16 protein-coding genes are annotated in these 17,385 nt (G+C 65.1%); 6 read left to right on the forward strand and 10 right to left on the reverse strand.

What is annotated here, in order from left to right:
- Positions 1-50 precede the first annotated feature (50 nt).
- The 5 genes from G7Y82_RS05035 (at position 51) to G7Y82_RS05055 (ending at position 7,363) form a co-directional block, all read left to right on the forward strand.
- The gene (locus G7Y82_RS05035; protein ID WP_168146916.1) at positions 51-920 is read left to right on the forward strand and encodes a MaoC family dehydratase; all 870 of its coding nucleotides are present in this window, start codon (positions 51-53) and stop codon (positions 918-920) included.
- A 25-nt stretch (positions 921-945) separates the two neighbouring features.
- A complete protein-coding gene (gene galU, locus G7Y82_RS05040; RefSeq protein WP_168146917.1) occupies positions 946-1,848 on the forward strand; it encodes a UTP--glucose-1-phosphate uridylyltransferase GalU in 903 nt (300 codons plus the stop codon).
- A gap of 81 nt (positions 1,849-1,929) precedes the next feature.
- A complete protein-coding gene (locus G7Y82_RS05045; RefSeq protein WP_168146918.1) occupies positions 1,930-4,782 on the forward strand; it encodes a 2-oxoglutarate dehydrogenase E1 component in 2,853 nt (950 codons plus the stop codon).
- Positions 4,783-4,878: 96 nt separating this feature from the next.
- Positions 4,879-6,102, forward strand: a complete 1,224-nt coding sequence (gene odhB, locus G7Y82_RS05050; RefSeq protein ID WP_168146919.1) for a 2-oxoglutarate dehydrogenase complex dihydrolipoyllysine-residue succinyltransferase — start codon at positions 4,879-4,881, stop codon at positions 6,100-6,102.
- 247 nt (positions 6,103-6,349) lie between these two features.
- Positions 6,350-7,363 carry a helix-turn-helix transcriptional regulator gene (locus G7Y82_RS05055; protein WP_168146920.1) on the forward strand — a complete coding sequence of 338 codons (1,014 nt, stop codon included), beginning with the start codon at positions 6,350-6,352 and terminating at the stop codon, positions 7,361-7,363.
- Between the two features lie 106 nt (positions 7,364-7,469).
- On the opposite strand, the gene G7Y82_RS05060 is transcribed toward G7Y82_RS05055, so the two are convergent.
- The 10 genes from G7Y82_RS05060 to G7Y82_RS05105 form a co-directional block, all read right to left on the reverse strand.
- Positions 7,470-7,685, reverse strand: a complete 216-nt coding sequence (locus G7Y82_RS05060; RefSeq protein WP_206370336.1) for a YgaP family membrane protein — start codon at positions 7,683-7,685, stop codon at positions 7,470-7,472.
- Positions 7,682-8,047 carry a carboxymuconolactone decarboxylase family protein gene (locus tag G7Y82_RS05065; protein ID WP_168146921.1) on the reverse strand — a complete coding sequence of 122 codons (366 nt, stop codon included), beginning with the start codon at positions 8,045-8,047 and terminating at the stop codon, positions 7,682-7,684. Before G7Y82_RS05065 ends, G7Y82_RS05060 begins: the two co-directional genes overlap by 4 nt.
- A 156-nt stretch (positions 8,048-8,203) precedes the next feature.
- A complete protein-coding gene (locus G7Y82_RS05070; RefSeq protein WP_168146922.1) occupies positions 8,204-9,325 on the reverse strand; it encodes a sulfate/molybdate ABC transporter ATP-binding protein in 1,122 nt (373 codons plus the stop codon).
- A 35-nt stretch (positions 9,326-9,360) separates the two neighbouring features.
- On the reverse strand, positions 9,361-10,245 hold the full coding sequence (gene cysW, locus G7Y82_RS05075; protein ID WP_168146923.1) for a sulfate ABC transporter permease subunit CysW: 885 nt from the start codon (positions 10,243-10,245) through the stop codon (positions 9,361-9,363).
- Positions 10,246-10,262: 17 nt separating this feature from the next.
- Positions 10,263-11,114 carry a sulfate ABC transporter permease subunit CysT gene (cysT, locus tag G7Y82_RS05080; protein ID WP_168146924.1) on the reverse strand — a complete coding sequence of 284 codons (852 nt, stop codon included), beginning with the start codon at positions 11,112-11,114 and terminating at the stop codon, positions 10,263-10,265.
- A complete protein-coding gene (locus G7Y82_RS05085; protein ID WP_168146925.1) occupies positions 11,111-12,103 on the reverse strand; it encodes a sulfate ABC transporter substrate-binding protein in 993 nt (330 codons plus the stop codon). Before G7Y82_RS05085 ends, cysT begins: the two co-directional genes overlap by 4 nt.
- Positions 12,104-12,132: 29 nt before the next feature.
- Positions 12,133-12,756, reverse strand: a complete 624-nt coding sequence (locus G7Y82_RS05090; protein WP_168146926.1) for a class II glutamine amidotransferase — start codon at positions 12,754-12,756, stop codon at positions 12,133-12,135.
- Between the two features lies 1 nt (position 12,757).
- A complete protein-coding gene (locus tag G7Y82_RS05095) occupies positions 12,758-12,985 on the reverse strand; it encodes a TOBE domain-containing protein (protein WP_168146927.1) in 228 nt (75 codons plus the stop codon).
- A gap of 86 nt (positions 12,986-13,071) precedes the next feature.
- A complete protein-coding gene (locus G7Y82_RS05100) occupies positions 13,072-14,067 on the reverse strand; it encodes a sulfate ABC transporter substrate-binding protein (protein ID WP_168146928.1) in 996 nt (331 codons plus the stop codon).
- 23 nt (positions 14,068-14,090) lie between these two features.
- The gene (locus tag G7Y82_RS05105; protein WP_168146929.1) at positions 14,091-15,446 is read right to left on the reverse strand and encodes an OprO/OprP family phosphate-selective porin; all 1,356 of its coding nucleotides are present in this window, start codon (positions 15,444-15,446) and stop codon (positions 14,091-14,093) included.
- A 323-nt stretch (positions 15,447-15,769) separates the two neighbouring features.
- Between G7Y82_RS05105 and G7Y82_RS05110 the strand changes: the two genes are divergently transcribed.
- Positions 15,770-17,329, forward strand: coding sequence for a sigma-54 interaction domain-containing protein (locus tag G7Y82_RS05110; protein ID WP_206370338.1), 1,560 nt, complete (start codon positions 15,770-15,772; stop codon positions 17,327-17,329).
- The last annotated feature ends 56 nt before the right edge of the window (positions 17,330-17,385 follow it).

Genomic DNA, 17,385 nt, shown 5'->3' on the forward strand with positions numbered 1-17,385 from the left:
CAATTCACCGCCGGTGCGCGACCATTTCTGTGTTTTAATAAGGGGATTTGATGAACACGACGCTCGCCCGCATGCCCGCGGCCGAAGGGCTCTACCTCAAGGCTGCGACCACGGCCTTACGCCGGCCGAAAGGCAAGCCGAAGCTCCCGCAGCTCGGCTTGACGGTGAAGAACGTGCGCGTTTCCGCGCAGCAGCTTGCCGAGTACCGCAAGGTTTGCGGCTTTGCCGACAGCCACACGCTGCCAATCACCTTTCCACACGTCATGGCGGCAGCGCTGCATCTGCAGCTGATGGTGCACCCCAGCTTCCCGCTGCCGATGCTCGGTCTGGTGCACGTCGGCAACCGCATCCGCCAGCACCGTGGCCTGGGCAGCGGCGAAACCTATGATTTCGACGTCCGCCTCGGCGAGTCGCGTGAGGTTCGCGCCGGCCTGGAATTCGACATCAACACCAGCGTCACGGTCGACGGCGTCGAGGTCTGGAGCGAGGTCATGACGACCCTGTTCCGTATCCCGGGCCCGAAGAAGGGCGCCCGCCCGCCGGCCTCGCCGCGGCTGCCGACGCTGTCGGAATACATCGCGATCAATGCCCCGGCCGACACCGGCCGCCGCTATGCCAAGGTCGGCAAGGACTTCAATCCGATTCATCTGGCCCCGCTGCCGGCCAAGCTGTTCGGCTTCAAGCGGCATATCGCCCACGGCATGTGGACGCTCGCGCACTGCGCGGCGCTGCTCGAGGACCGGGTCGAAGGTGAGCCGACGGCGCTCGATGTGCAGTTCCGCCAGCCGCTGTTCCTGCCCGGCCGGGCATCGTTGAAATTTGCTCACCGCGCCGGCGCCGGCGACAAGGGCCATGGAATCGAGTTCGAACTGATCGCAAATCGTTCAGACAAGGTCCATTTGAGCGGCGTCCTGCGTTAAAATTGTCAACCTGACAGGAGATTTCATGCGTATCCGCAAAGCAGTTTTTCCGGTCGCCGGTCTCGGCACCCGCTTTTTGCCGGCCACCAAGGCCAGCGCAAAGGAAATGCTGCCGGTCGTCGACAAGCCGCTGATCCAGTATGCGGTTCAGGAGGCCATCAGTGCCGGCGCTCAGGAACTGATCTTCATCACCGGTCGTTCGAAGAATTCGATCATGGATCACTTCGACAAGGCCTACGAGCTTGAAGCCGAGCTTGCCGCGCGCGGCAAGAACAAGCTGCTCGAAACCGTGCAGGGCATCGTCCCGCCGGGCGTCACCTGCATCTTCATCCGTCAGGCTGAGGCGCTCGGTCTCGGTCATGCGGTGCTGCAGGCCTGGCCGGCGGTCGGTGACGAGGACTTCTATGTGATCCTCGCCGACGACCTCATCGACGGTCGTCTGCAGCCGTGCCTGTCGCAGATGCATCGCGTCTACCAGCAGTACGGCACCAGCGTCCTGGCGACGCAGCGGGTGCCGCAGGAAGAAACCGGCAGCTACGGCATCGTCGATGCCCAGCCGATCGGCCCCGGTCTGTCCGAAATCAAGCGGATGGTCGAAAAGCCGAAGCCGGAAAACGCGCCGAGCAACCTCGCCGTGGTCGGCCGCTACATCCTGACGCCGCGCATCTTCAAGCTGCTCGAGCGCACGCAGCGCGGCGCCGGCGGCGAGATTCAGCTGACCGACGCCATCAGCCTGATGCTCAACGAGCAGACCGTGCTCGCTTATGAGTTCGAGGGCGTGCGCCATGACTGCGGCTCGAAGCTGGGCTATCTGCGTGCCAACGTTGAATTCGGCCTCAAGCATCCCGAACTGGCGGACGAATTCAGGGCCTATCTCTCCGATCTGACGGTGGGATGGCACGATCAGGAAAAAAAGCGGAAGGCATAGACCTTCCGCTGCCAACGACGCTTGGGGGACGCCGTGGGTTCGGGATGGACATTGAACAGAACGTGAAAGTGTAGGCAACACATGGCGACCAACAAGTATCAGAGCTTCATCGAATCGTCCTCGATCAACGGCGCCAACGCGCCGTACATCGAGGCTTTTTACGAACAGTTCCTCGAAGATCCGGAATCGGTCGATCCGAGCTGGCGGGCGTATTTCCGCCTGATCCAGGATCAGAACGCGCCGCGCGAGATTCCGCACAGCGAGGTCATCGCGCGCTTCGAGCGTCTGGCGCGTGAACCGCGCCGCGTGGTGGCCGCCGAAGCCGGTTTCGACGCCGCCGCCGCCGAGAAGCAGGCCGGCGTGCTGCGACTGATCAACTACTACCGCGTGCGTGGCCATCAGGCGGCGCGCCTCGACCCGCTGAACCTGACGCCGCCGGCCAACATCGCCGACCTCGATCCGGGCTTCCACGGCCTCGGTCCCGAGGACATGGACACGGTGTTCAACACCGGCACGCTGGCGGCCGGTTCCGACCGCCTGCCGCTGCGCGAGATCATCAAGATCCTCAAGAGCGTGTACACCGACACCATCGGTGCCGAGTACATGTATCTGACTGAAACCAGCGAAAAGCGCTGGATTCAGAAGCGCCTCGAAGCGGTGGCCTTCCAGCCGAAGCTGCCGGCCGAGCGCAAGCGCGACGTGCTCAAGCAGCTGGTGGCCGCCGAAGGCCTCGAGCGCTACCTGCACAACAAGTACGTCGGCCAGAAGCGCTTCTCGCTGGAAGGCGGCGATTCGCTGATTCCGGCGATGGACGAAATCCTGCGTGCCTGTGCGGCGCGTGACGTCGAGGAGATCGTCATCGGCATGGCCCACCGCGGCCGCCTCAACTTGCTGGTCAACGTCCTCGGCAAGTCGCCGAAGGAACTGTTCGCCGAGTTCGAGGGCAAGTACACGGTCGACGCGCTGTCGCGCGCCGGTGACGTGAAGTACCACATGGGCTTCTCGACCGACGTCGAAGTCGACGGCAAGCGCCTGCATCTGGTGCTGGCGTTCAATCCGTCGCATCTGGAAATCGTCAACCCGGTGGTCGAGGGTTCGGTCAAGGCGCGTCAGGTCCGCCGCGAAGACGAAGTCGGCCAGAAGATCGTGCCGGTGCTGGTGCACGGCGACGCCGCTTTCGCCGGCCAGGGCGTGGTCATGGAAACGCTGCAGCTGTCGCAGTCCAAGGGCTATGCGACCGGCGGCACGGTGCACTTCATCGTCAACAACCAGATCGGCTTCACCACGCCGGACCCGATCGAAGCGGTACGCCGCAAGGAAGCGCGTACGTCGCGCTACTGCACGGATCTGGCGAAGATGCTCGAAGCGCCGGTGTTCCACGTCAACGGCGACGATCCGGAAGCGGTGACCTTCGTCACGCGTCTGGCGATGGATTTCCGCAACGAATTCCACAAGGACGTCATCGTCGACGTCTGCTGCTACCGCCGTCTGGGTCATAACGAGGCCGACGAGCCGTCCGTCACCAGCCCGGTGATGTACGACGTCATCAAGAAGCACCCGACCACGCTGACCCTGTACGCGAAGAAGCTGCAGGAAGAAGGCGCGATCGGTGACGGCGAAGCCGACGAGCTGGTCAAGGCCTATCGCGACGGCCTTGATGCCGGCGAGAACACCGCGCGCATCACGCTCGGCCTGGTCGGCAACAAGCACACCGTCAATTGGGCGAAGTACAAGGAAGGCGGCTGGGATACGCCGGTCGACACGACCATCACCGAGAACGCATTGCAGGCGATCTCCGATCAGCTGCTGACGGTGCCGGACGGCTTCACGCTGCATCCGCGCGTCAAGAAGATCTGGGAAGACCGCGCGAAGATGGCCGCCGGTGAGCTGCCGATGGACTGGGGCTTTGCCGAGACCATGGCCTACGGCTCGTTGGCCAAGGACGGCTTCCACGTCCGTCTGTGTGGTCAGGACGCGCGCCGCGGTACGTTCTTCCATCGTCATGCGACGATTCACGACTACAAGACCGGCGAGCGCCTGACGCCGCTGCGTCATCTGGTCAAGGACAAGTACGGCTTCGTCGTCAACGACACGCTGCTGTCCGAAGAGGGCGTGCTCGGCTTCGAGTACGGCTATTCGACGACCGATCCGGACTCGCTGGTGATCTGGGAAGCGCAGTTCGGCGACTTCGCCAACGGTGCGCAGGTGCTGTTCGACCAGTTCATCTCGTCGGGTCAGGCCAAGTGGGGTCGCCTGTGCGGTCTGACGATGTTCCTGCCGCATGGCTATGAAGGCCAGGGTCCGGAGCATTCGTCGGCGCGCCTCGAGCGCTACCTGCAGCTGTGTGCCGAGAACAACCAGCAGGTCTGCGTGCCGTCGACGCCGGCGCAGATGTTCCACATGCTGCGTCGTCAGATGAAGCGCTCGACGCGCCTGCCGCTGATCGTGATGACGCCGAAGTCGCTGTTGCGGCATCCGCTGTCGGTGTCGACGCTCGACGATCTGACCAAGGGCGGCTTCCAGCCGGTCATCCAGGAAGTCGAGGCGATCGACCCGAAGAAGGTCACGCGCATCGTGTTCTGCTCCGGCAAGGTCTACTTCGATCTCGTCCAGGCCCGTCAGAAGGACAATCTCGACAATGTCGCGATCGTCCGCATCGAACAGCTCTATCCGTTCCCGCGTGAGGGCTACGAAGCGGCGCTGGCGATGTATCCGAAGGCCAAGGACGTGGTCTGGTGTCAGGAAGAGCCGGAAAACCAGGGTGCCTGGTATCAGATCAAGCACCGCATGGGGGCGTACCTGAAGCCGCAGCATCAGATGCTGTACTCGACGCGCAAGGGTTCGCCGACCACGGCGGTTGGCTACCTCAAGGTGCATCAGAAGGAACAGGCCGAGGTCGTCAGCGAAGCGCTGGCCGGCGGCAAGAAGATGTAAGAAGACCCGCAAGGGCGACGGGGCCGGTTCTACACCGGCCCCGATTGCATTGAAGACTATCGACAGCAAGAAAAGGCGAACAAGGAACCCCAAGAGATGGCCATAGAAATCAAAGTCCCCAACCTGCCGGAGTCGGTGTCATCGGCCACCGTGGCTGAATGGCACGTCAAGGCTGGCGACGCGGTTTCCCGCGAGCAGAACCTGATGGACCTCGAAACCGACAAGGTCATGCTCGAAGTGCCGGCCATCGCGGATGGCGTGCTCAAGGAAATCCGCGTCGAAGCCGGTGCCACGGTGCAGGCGGGTGACGTGCTCGGCATCCTCGAGGAAGGCGCTGCCCCGGCGGCCAAGGAAGCGCCCAAGGCCGAGCCGGCCAAGAACGAAGCGGCCGCCCCGGCCACCGCCAGCGCCGCGCCGCAGATGAGCTCGGAAGACGGCCAGAGCCCGGCCGTGCGCAAGCTGCTGTCCGAGTTGGGCCTGTCGGCCAGCCAGATCAGCGGCAGCGGCAAGGGCGGTCGCCTGACCGTCGAGGACGTCAAGAACTACTCGGCGGCGCCGAAAGCGGCCGCCCCGGCACCGAAGGCTGCGGCGCCGGCACCGGCACCGCGTCCGCTGGGTGCCCGCGAAGAACAGCGCGTGCCGATGACGCGCATCCGTGCGCGCATCGCCGAGCGCCTGCTCGAAGCGAAGAACACCACGGCGATGCTGACGACCTTCAACGAGGTCGACCTCAAGGCCGTCATGGACCTGCGCGCCAAGTACAAGGGCGACTTCGAGAAGGTGCACGGCGTCAAGCTCGGCTTCATGAGCTTCTTCGTCCGTGCAGCGGTCGAGGCGCTGAAGAAGTTCCCGGCCGTCAACGCGTCGATCGACGGCTCGGACATCGTCTATCACGGCTACTACGACATCGGCATCGCCGTGTCGTCGGACCGCGGCCTGGTCGTGCCGATCCTGCGCGACGCCGATCAGCTGTCGCTGGCCGGCATCGAAAAGGCCATCGTCGACTTCGGCACGCGGGCCAAGGCCAACAAGCTGACGATGGAAGATCTCACCGGCGGCACGTTCTCGATCACCAACGGCGGCATCTTCGGTTCGATGATGTCGACGCCGATCCTGAATCCTCCGCAGTCGGCGATCCTCGGCATGCACGGCATCATCGAGCGTCCGGTCGTGGTCGACGGCCAGATCGTGATCCGTCCGATGATGTATCTGGCGATGTCCTACGATCACCGCATCGTCGACGGCCGCGAGGCCGTGCTGACGCTGCGCACGATCAAGGAATGCCTGGAAGATCCGGCCAAGCTGCTGTTGCAGCTGTAAAGCTGCTGCGCTCCGCATCTCGGCCGTCGGCGGTGCTCGGAATGCTCACGTACTGATGTACGCTGCGCCTTCTGTGCTTCGGCGCCGACCGACCTGCGTTCGCTCGCGACGCTTTACGCAAGCCGCTGCGCTGTATCGAAAGGGCCCGCCATCGCGGGCCCTTTTCGTTTGTGCAGCCGACGCCCCGTGACCCGCCGGCCCATGCCGGCCACGCCGGGCCTCCGGCATACTCGCCGGCATGCCGCCGATGCACGAACAGCCGTTGCCGTTCATCACCTTGCCGAACTGGGTCAAGGCCGCGTCGTTGTGTGGTTTCAATATCCAGCCGGTCTTCGACGAGCTCGGCATCGAAACCGATCTGATCCACCTCGAGCATGCGACGATCAGCCGGCCGCTGCTCGAGCAGGTCATGATCCAGTGTGTGGCGCGTGCGCGCAGCCAGCACTTTCCGTTCGTGCTCGGCGAGACCTTTGCGTTCGACTACCTGCCGGACATCGGCGTGTTTCTGGCGACCAGCCCGACGCTGCGCGACGCGACCCGCGTCTTCGAATGGGTGCGCACGCTGATCAATCCGATGATCGATGTGCGCCTCGAAGAGCAGGACGTGGTGGCGCGCCTGGTGCTGCAGCAGGTCGACGGTGGCAGCAGCGGCATGGCGGCCGTCTACTTCATCGAGTCGATCTTCGCGGCGGTCGTGAAATTCGCGCGCATGCTCCATGACGACATCGAGCACCAGAGTTTGTTGCAGTTCCGCTATCCGCAGCCGCCGCATGTCGCCGCCTACGCCGAATTCTTCCGGGCGCCGGTGGTCTTCCTGCGGCCCCGCAATGCCGTCGAGCTGCCGCGCGCGCTACTCGATCGTCCGCTCGGCGGCGGTTTTCCGGCACTGCACGGGCAGGCTGAGGCCCGCGTCGAGCAGCGGCTGGCGCAGATGCCGCGCCGAACCGGTCTGGTCGCCGCGGTCGAATCGGCGTTCGAGCACGAGCCACGCCTGCTGGGGCAGGGCATCGAACGTCTCGCCGAGCGCCTCGGGCTGCACCCGCGGACCTTGCAGCGCCGTCTGCGCGATGAGGGCGAAGCCTTCGGCGAACTGCTCGACCGTATCCGTTACCGCCTTGCCCTGCGCGACCTCGACGACCCGCGTCTCGACCTGGAAGCGATCAGCGAACGGCTCGGATTTTCGGATCGACGCAGTTTCACGCGGGCGTTCTCCCGTTGGGCCGGTGTGACGCCGAGCGGTTACCGCAAAGGCAGGGACTGAGCGCGGCCGCCGATGCGGCGCAGTCTGCGTTTCTCGCTTCACCGGCGCCACGGTCCCCCAGCGAAAGCCGGCGCGGCATGCGCGGAGGATGGCGGAGTCGTTGCCCTCAGTGACGCGTGGTTGTCACGCCCAGCATTCCATAGAGCGGACACCAGCCGATGGTTCCGGTCAGCAACGGCACCAGGCCGATCAGGCCGACCCAGCGCCACGGTGCCGTGACCGTAAAGACGCCGAGAATCAATGCCACGCCGACCGCGATGCGGATCGCGCTGTCGATGGCGCCGACGTTCGGGGTGATGACGGAGGGCTTGAGTGCGTTCATGCGGGGGGCTCCTGTGCGGTCTGCGCCGCTGTGAATTCGGCGTAGGCGTTCATGGCATTCGCGGCATACATCAGCGACGGCCCGCCGCCCATGTAGACCGCCATGCCGAGGGCTTCCTCGATCTCGGTTTTGCTGGCGCCGGCATGCAGCACCGCACGCATGTGAAAGCCGATGCAGGCATCGCAGCGGGCCGCAACGCCGAGTGCCAAGGCGATCAACTCCTTGCTCTTGGTGTCGAGCGCGCCCGGTTTGGTCGCCGCGCGGGCCATGCTGTTGAAGCCGCCGAGCAGGTCCGGCATGTCGGCACGCAACTCGCCGAGCCGGCTGCTGACCTGGGCTGTCAGTTCGCGATAGGGCTGCATCGACGCGGCTCCGGACGCTGGAATGACGCCTAGCGTGCGTCCAGTGCCGGTCCGCGGCATTGACGCAGATCATGAAGCCGGCACTGGCGATCGAGCGCGCCCGGTTGATGACGTCTGACGACGACCGTGGCGGCAAGCCGAAGCGGCGTTCGGACGTCAGGCGTGGTCGCGCCTGCGTTCCTGGCCAATCAGGATCGGGGCGCCGAGGGATGATGTGGGCGGTCGTGACTGCGGCGTATAAAGGCTGAATTGCAACAGGCGCAGGCGCAGCTGCGCGCCGGGCCGCAGTGCCGGGACGTCGTGATGCAGATGGGGCCACTCGACGCGCACCGGCGCCTTGCTGCCGCTTGTCTGTACGACGGCGCGCACGACCGGCCCGGTGCGCTGCAGCGATTGCACGACGACGTCGAGTCCGATGCCGCCATCGCCCAGTCGCAGATCGCCCGGCCGGACATGAACGTCAGCGGCGCCGTCCGGATGGATGCGCCCATCGAGGACGGCGATATCGGCGCCGTCGAATTGCACGCGGCGTTCGTGCACCTGCGCGCGCAGTACGTTGGTGTCGCCGAGAAAATCGAAGACGAACGGGCTGGCCGGCCGTTCGTAGACCTCGTCGACACTGCCGATCTGCTCGATGGCACCGTGGTTCATGATGACGACGCGGTCGGCCAGTTCGAGCGCCTCCTCCTGATCGTGCGTGACGAACAGCGTGCTGTAGCCGGTGCGCCGGTGCAGTTCGCGCAGCCACTGCCGCAGATCCTTGCGCACGCGCGCGTCGAGCGCTCCGAACGGTTCGTCGAGCAGCAGCACCCGCGGTTCGATGGCCAGTGCGCGGGCCAGCGCGACACGCTGCTTCTGGCCGCCGGACAGTTGCGACGGATAGCGCTTCTCCAGCCCCGCGAGTTGCACGAGCTCGATCAGCTCCCGCGCCCGCTGGCGGATCAGGGCTTCAGGCTGGCGCTCGCGGCGTTCGCGTACGCGCAGGCCGAAGGCCACGTTGTCGAGCACGCTCATGTGACGGAACAGGGCGTAGTGCTGAAAGACGAAGCCGACGCGGCGTTCGCGCACCGGCCGTTCAGCGACATCCTCGCCGTCGAAACGGATCTCGCCGCGGTCCGGAAATTCAAGACCGGCGATGCAGCGCAGCAGCGTCGTCTTGCCCGACCCCGACGGGCCGAGCAGGGCGATCAGCTCGCCGGAGGCGATGTCGAGATCGACGCCAGCCAGCGCGTTGAAGTCGCCGAAGGATTTGTGCAGTTTGCGGATCTGGATGTCCATAGTGTGTCGGGCGGTGAGAGCGTGAGGCGCAGCCGTCAGTGACGGCGCGTGGCGGCGAGCTCGTCGCCGTGGCGCCATTCGAGATAGGTCTTCAGGCCCAGCGTGACGAGCGCGAAGACGGCGAGCAGCGAGGCCACGGCAAACGCTGCGGAGAAGGCGTATTCGTTGTAAAGAATTTCCACATGCAGCGGCATCGTGTTGGTTTCGCCACGGATGTGGCCGGACACGACGCTGACCGCGCCGAACTCACCCATCGCGCGCGCCGTGCACAGCAGTACGCCGTAAAGCAGACCCCATTTGATATTCGGTAGCGTGACGCGCCAGAACGTCTGCCAGCCGGAGGCGCCGAGCGTCAGCGCCGCCTGCTCGTGGTCGGTGCCCTGTTCCTGCATCAACGGAATCAGTTCGCGCGCGATAAACGGAAACGTCACGAAGACGGTGGCGATGACGATGCCGGGCATCGCAAACACGATGCGAATGTCATGATCGAACAGCCAGGGGCCGAACCAGCCGTGCCGGCCGAAGATCAGGATGAAGCTCAGGCCGGCGACGACCGGAGACACCGAGAACGGCAGGTCGATCAACGACACCAGCAACGCTTTTCCGGGAAACGTGAACTTGGTGATGGCCCACGCTGCAGCGACGCCGAACAGCAGATTCATCGGTACTGCGATACCCGCCGTCAGCAGCGTCAGGCGAATCGCGGCCAGCGCATCGGGTGAGGTGATGGCCTCGCGGTATAAGGTCCAGCCGTGGCGCAGGGCCTCATCGAACACGGCGATGAGCGGCAACAACAGGAAGCCCATCAAGAACAGCACGGCGATCGCGATCAACACGAGTTGCGTCCAGCGTCGCTCGTCGGTGGCAGTGGGGTGGCGCCGGCTCGGTGTCGGGCGCGCGTCGATGGTCGAAAGGTTCATGTGCGACTCGTGATGGGCTAGCGTGCCGCGCCGTGGCGCCGCCGCATCCACAGCTGTAGACCGTTGATGGCCAACAGCAAGCTCAGCGACAAGGAGAGCATCGCCACGGCCACGGCACTGGCGCCGGCATAATCGAATTCTTCGAGCTTGATGACGATGAGCAGCGGTGCGATTTCGCTGACCATCGGCATGTTGCCGGCGATGAAGATGATCGAGCCGTATTCGCCGGCCGCGCGTGCAAACGCCAAGGTGAAGCCAGTGACGATGGCTGGCAGTACCGTCGGCACGATGACGCGTAGTACCGTTTGCAGCCGTGTCGCCCCGAGCGAGGCCGCAGCTTCCTCGAATTCCTTTTCGGTGTCTTCGAGCACCGGCTGTACCGTGCGCACGACGAATGGCAGACCGATGAAGGTGCAGGCGACGATGACGCCGAGCGGTGTGTATGCGACCTTGATGCCGGCACCCGCCAGCCATGCGCCGATCCAGCCGTTGGTCGCGTACAGCGTCGTCAGTGCGATGCCGGCGACCGCTGTCGGCAGTGCGAATGGCAGGTCGATCAGGGCATCGAATAGCCGTTTTCCGGCGAAGCGATAGCGCACCAGAACCCAAGCGACCAGCGTTCCGAATACCGCATTGATCGTCGCGCCGATCAGCGCTGCGCCGAAGCTGAGTCGTAATGCGGCCAGCACCCGCGGCGCCAGCACGGTGTCGAGGAAGCCGTGCCAGCCGAGTTTCGCCGATTCGATGAAGATCGCGCTCAACGGAATCAGCACGATCAGGCTCAGGTACAGCAGCGTGAACCCTAGCGAAAGATTGAAGCCGGGGATGATCGAGCGCGATCGGCGCCGGGGCTGGGCGATTGCACTCATGACCCGGCCGCCTCGGTCGTCATGAGCTGGTCGAGGACGCCGCCGTCAGCGAAATGCTTGGCGTAGGTTTTTGGCCAATCGTCAATCGAGAATAGCCGTAGCTTCGGGAACTCAGCCGCATGCTCGGCAAGGACGGTCTCGTCGGCCGGGCGCAGGCCGTTCGCCGCCAGCAGCTCTTGGCCAGTGTGCGAATAGTGATATTCGAGATAGGCCCGAGCCAGTGTCGTGTTGCCCTTTTCGGTCGCGACTTTGTCGACCACGGCGACCGGATTATCGGCACGGATCGAAATCGACGGCGCGACGATTTCGAAGCCCTGGTCGCCGAATTCCTTGCGAATCAGAAACAGCTCGTTTTCGAAGGTGAGCAGCACGTCGCCAACGCCGCGCTGCACGAATGTTGTCGTTGCGCCGCGACCGCCGGTGTCGAAGACCGGCACATTGTGCAGCAGTGCCGCAACGAAATGACGGGCTGTGGCGTCGTCGCCACCAGGGAGGGTCAGCGCGTACTGCCATGCGGCCAGATAGCTATAGCGCCCGTTACCCGAGGTCTTCGGGTTGGGCATGATCACGCGCACGTCGGCGCGTGTCAGATCGTTCCAGTCGTGGATGTGCTTGGGGTTGCCCTTGCGGACCAGGAACAGAATCGTCGACCACGACGGGCTGGCATGGTGCGCGAAGCGCCGTGCCCAGTCCTTGCCGACTAAGCCGGCTGCGGCGACGGCGTCGATATCAAGGGGATTGTTTGTGGTCAGCACGTCGGCATCGAGGCCGTCGATGACCGCGCGCGCCTGTTTGCTGGAGCCGCCGTGCGACTGCTGCACGATGATGTCGGTGCCGGTTTTCTGCTTCCAGTACGCGGTGAACGCCGGGTTGAACTGGCGATAGAAATCGCGGGCAACGTCGTAGGATGCGTTGAGCAACGGCTCCGCTTGCGCGACGCGACTGATCAACAGAGCCGATATCGTGAGAATTAAAAATCCGTATTTCATGGAAATGTGGAAGTCTCTCTAAAATCTATCTATGCGAAGCGCAGCTGGCGAACATGCAGGCGTTGTTCTTGAGCTTGCAGCGGTCTTGCGAGTGGGTAGAGCTCGCGATCCAGCCAGCGGGTATTGCTCAGCCACAGACCGTCGACGTCGACGCCGTGGCCACGGTTGACGATGACGATGCGTTGCAGTCGCTGGTCGAGCAGAGCGAGCTTGTGTTCGGCGCGCAGGCCGAGTTCGATCAGCTGGACAAAGGTGTAGTCGCTCAGCAGGCCGGCATGGCGCTGTGCGAGCGGCCTGAGCACGTCGGTGACGAAATGCCAGGTGTCCGACTTGCCCGGAACGCGCGTGCGCAGGTTCAGCGTGCCGTTGTGCATCAGCCAAACACCGTCGATGACTTTGAACGGATGGACGTTGTCGATGCCGCTGCCACCACGCGTCTGGCGCCGCAGATGCAGGACGTACTCGCTGTCGCGTAGTGAGTGTTCGACGTCGATCAGCTCGGCGACGTCGACGACGCGTCGACGCTCGATGCGCGTGCGACCGTTACGATCGAAGCCCATCAGGCCCCAGCCGTCGGGGTTGTGCGCAGCGGCGGCCGCCAGCAATTCTTCGGCGATCTCGACGCCGGCCGGCTTATGGATGATGAGGCACATGTCAGGCGCGCTCGCTGAGTTTGGCGACCAACACTTCGGTGGCCTTGAAGACCGCTAGGACGTCGTCGCCGACGCGCAGCGGCAGGCGGTCGACGGAGCTGGTGGTGATGACAGCGCTGACGATGCCGGCCGCCGTCTCGACTTCGATTTCGGAGACGACCGAGCCTCGATGGACGGCGACGACCTGACCCTTGAACTGATTTCGTGAATTGATGGCGGCGATGGTCATGGTGGTGTTGGCGCCGGCGACCCGGCGCGGTTTGAGAAAAGAGGGGCGGGACTCAGATGTCGATCCCGCCCAGGCCGGCAGATCGACTACTTGCGGTAGATCTGGTCGAAGACGCCGCCATCGCCGAAGTATTCGGGCTGCACCTTGGCCCAGCCGCCGAAGTCGCGGATCGTCACCAGTTGGAGCTTCGGAAACACGCTCGCGTACTGCGCGGCGATCTTCGGATTTGACGGGCGGTAGAAGTTCTGCGCGATGAGGTTCTGCGCTTCGTCGGTGTACAGATAGCGCAGGTACGCTTCGGCGACCTTGCGCGTGCCTTTCTTGTCGACGACCTTGTCGACGACCGCGACCTGCGGTTCGGCGAGAATCGAGATCGACGGCACGACGATCTCGAACTGGTCGTCGCCGAATTCGCGTTTGGCGAGAAACGCTTCGTTCTCCCAGGCGAGCAGTACATCACCGAGACCGCGCTGGACGAAGGTCGTCGTTGCGCCGCGTGCCCCGGTGTCGAGCACGGGCACGTTTTTGAACAGCGCCGTCAGGTAGGCGCGTGCCTTGGCCGCGTCGTTGCCATTGGCCTGCAGCGCATAGGCGTAGGCGGCGAGGAAATTCCAGCGCGCGCCGCCAGAGGTTTTCGGGTTCGGGGTGATGACGCTGATGCCGGGACGGACCAGATCGCCCCAGTCCTTGATGTGCTTGGGATTGCCCTTGCGCACCAGGAACACGATGGTCGAGGTATACGGCGACGCATGGTCGGGCAAGCGCGACTCCCAGTCCGGATTGATCAGCTTGCCGGGATTGACGAGCGGCAGGATGTCGCCACCGAGCGCGAGGGTGACGACGTCGGCGTCGAGTCCGTCGAACACCGCGCGCGATTGCTTTCCTGAGCCGCCGTGCGACTGCTGGATCGTTACGGTGTCGCCGGTCTTGGCCTCGTATTCGGCGATGAACCTGGCATTGATGGCCCGATACAGCTCGCGTGTCGGGTCGTACGACACATTGAGCAGATCGTAGTGGGCGGCGAAGGCGGCGGTCGGCAACGCGAGTGCCAGCGCGGCGGCGCCGAGGAATCGTTTCAACATTGGGGGCTCCCGAAAATTGTGGGTCAGTACGAAATCTGCAGACGCGTGAAGACGGCCTTCTCGGCCTGGCGGTCGCCGCTGCTGGCGCCGCCGTCGTAGCGCGTGTGGTCGTAGTCGAGGACCAGCTTGGCGTTCGCCGTCAGATACCAGTTGATGCCGACGCCGATGCTGCTGGCCTTGCTGGCGGCCGACGACGCATTGGCGTAGCCGTCGCGAAAGACGTCGTTGTCGACGTCGAGGGCGCCGTAGCGCGCGGCGACTTCCCAGGCGCCCCAGCCGTCGGCGCCGACCGCGTGCCGTGGCTGGCCGACGCCCTTGTAGCTCGCCTTCTCTCCGGTCAGCACATAGGTCAGTGTCAATTCGTAGCCGTCGTTGCCGAAGCTCTCGGTGGTCGCGCTGCCGCCGCTCGGCGTATTGCGCACGTCCTGCTTCGAGCGCGCATATTCGGCGAGCGCACCGACGCTGCCGTAGTACCAGTAGGCTTGCGGCGACCAGCGCGTGTGCGTGCCGTCAGGCTGTGCCGTCGCGACGTACTGGAAGAACGTGTTCTGGCCGGGGCTGCGGTACTGCGGCAGGGTCGACGAACCGGCCGACGAAGACTTCTGCGTGCCGGTACTGGCGCCGATACCGAAGCCGAGACCCTGCAGCACACCCGGCGTGCTGCGGAACGGCTCGATGAATATGCGGCCCTCCAGCTCGTGGCGCCCGTCGGCGTCGACACCATCGACATCGCGACCATCGCGCGTGCCGTTGAACAGACCGACGGTGTAGCTGACACGGCGGTCGAGCAGCTCGCCGAACAGCGCGACGCCGATGTCGCGGTTCGGCACCAGCTCGGTCGGATAGCCGCGCTCGACGAAGCTCAGCGAGGTCGAGGACTGCAGGCGTTCGAGGCCGAGCGGTCCCTTCTGCCGGCCGACGCGGACGCTGGCCGCCGGCGAGAAGCGCAGGTCGATATAAGCGTCGACGACGCTGGCCGACGAGCCGGAGCCGTCGCCAGCGAACTCGGGCGTCAGACGGAAGCCGATCAGCTTGCCAAGCGAGCCGTCGAATGTCGGCCGCAACCGGCGCAGTCGAAAGCCGTCGTTGAAGCGCGCATCGGTATCGTCGACGTAAAAGCGACCGTCGACCTGTGCCAGGGCGTGCAAGCTCAGCTGGTAATCGCCACTGGCGATCGTGAAACCGCGTGGTCCGGCGCTGACCGTGGCCGCCGACGGCGGCGACGGCTCTGCGAGTTTTTGCTCGACGATCCGCAGGCGCTGATCGAGTGCGGCAGGCGAGACCTCGTCGGCGTGCGCGGCGAACGGCGCGAGGCCGGCGATGCCACTGGCGGCGGCGAACAACGTACGGGTACCGCGGGTTGCGAAAGCGCGTTTCATGTGGACCTTGTCTGGGCGTGATGGAGGGCGGTGTGCCGGCTGCGGCGGCGGCGCTCGGCCGGGGTTGTCGTGGTGGGTGATGGCGGCGGCGCGCCGCGGCGGAGCGGGCGTGTCGACGTGGGGCGGTGGAGTCGGGCGCGAGCGATGCATGAATCGGAAAGTGATCGAATTTGCATAAAACGACCAGGATTCATGCCATTTTGATAATTTTCGATATCTATCTGATATCAATAGATATTCAAAAATGACCTGACGATATGTCCGTTATATTTGACGGAATAAACGTATTATTTCGCGACAAACTCACCATATTTGAAGGCCGTATGGACCGTCACGACGACACGCTGCTGGCGCTGTGGGCTGAAGTCGGCAAGCACCTGACGCTGGCCGAATCGCTGCCGGTGATCGGGGGCTTGCTTGGCGCGCGGCTGGCGCTCGCCGAGCTGCGGATCGACGAATACGACGGCGGTCAGGGGGCGCTCTCCAGCGTCGCGCGCTGGCCGCACGATGCGAACACGGTCGCGCCGCACGAGATGCGGCGCTTGGCCGGGCCGGCATTTGCCGCGGTTCTGGCCTGGGCGCGTCCGGGGGCGAGTGCGTCGTATCACGCCGAGCACTTCGCGTGGCCGTTGCCGTTCTCCGGTCTGGACGGCTTCGCTGTGGGCCGCGACGCCGAGGCCGTGCCGCTGTTCGGCCGACAGGGACCGGCGCCGCAACCATTCGTCGGTGTGCTCGTTGCCACCGCAGCACGCGGCGTGACGCTCGACGGCGCAACCCGCGCGCTACTGCGTGCGGCGGCCGAGCCGATCGCGACGGCGCTGTGCAACGAACAGCGCCTGCGCGACATCGACAGGTTGCGCGCCTCGGCCGAGGCCGATCGGCGCAGTCTGCTGACGCGGCTCGGGCGTCGCAGCCTGTCGGAAACCATCGTCGGCGCCGATCGCGGCCTGCGGCAGGTGATGGCACGTGTCGAGCAAGTCGCGCCAACCGACGCGAGCGTGCTGATCCTCGGTGAGACCGGTGCCGGCAAGGAAGTGCTCGCGCGCGCGATACACGAGCGTTCCGTGCGTGCGAGCGGTCCGTTCGTACGCGTCAACTGTGGTGCAGTGCCGCCGGAACTGATCGACTCGGAATTGTTCGGCCACGAGAAGGGCAGCTTCACCGGTGCGCTGGCGGCGCGCCGTGGCTGGTTCGAGCGTGCCGACGGCGGCACCCTGTTCCTGGATGAAATCGGGGAGCTGACGCCGGCGGTGCAGGTGCGTCTGCTGCGCGTCCTGCAGGACGGCATCGTCCAGCGCATCGGCAGCGAGCGCGAGGTTGCCGTCGACGTTCGCGTGGTTGCCGCGACGCATCGCGACCTGCCGCACATGGTGCAGGATGGCCGCTTTCGCGAGGACCTCTGGTATCGCCTCGCGGTGTTTCCGCTGATCCTGCCGCCGCTGCGCGAGCGCAGCGAGGACATCGCGCTGCTCGCCCAGCACTTCGTCGAGCGTGCCGCCGACCGGCTCGGCCTGCCGCGACCGCCGTTGCGGTCGGCCGACCTGCAGCGCTTGCTGGCCTATCGCTGGCCGGGCAACGTTCGAGAATTGTCGGCGGTCATCGAGCGCGCCGTGATACTTGGCCAAGGCGTGTCGCTCGACCTGGAAACGGCGTTGGGCGTGGCGCGGCCGACGGCGCCGGCCAAGCGGCAGCTTGGCGAGGCGACGCCGGCGCTGTCGACGCTGGCCGAGGCCGTTGCCGCACATCTGTGCCGCGCGCTCGCAACCAGCGGTGGGCGCATCGACGGCCCCGACGGTGCGGCGCGCTTGCTGGACGTCAATCCCAGCACGCTGCGTGCGACGCTGCGTCGGCATGACGTCGATCCGCGACGCTTTCGCCGCTGACGCCCCCGCACGCTGCCGCCTGTCGCCGCCGGACTACAGATCCGGCGTTCGTGCCC

It is taken from the genome of Solimonas marina (genome assembly GCF_012241385.1).
Classification (GTDB): domain Bacteria; phylum Pseudomonadota; class Gammaproteobacteria; order Nevskiales; family Nevskiaceae; genus Solimonas; species Solimonas marina.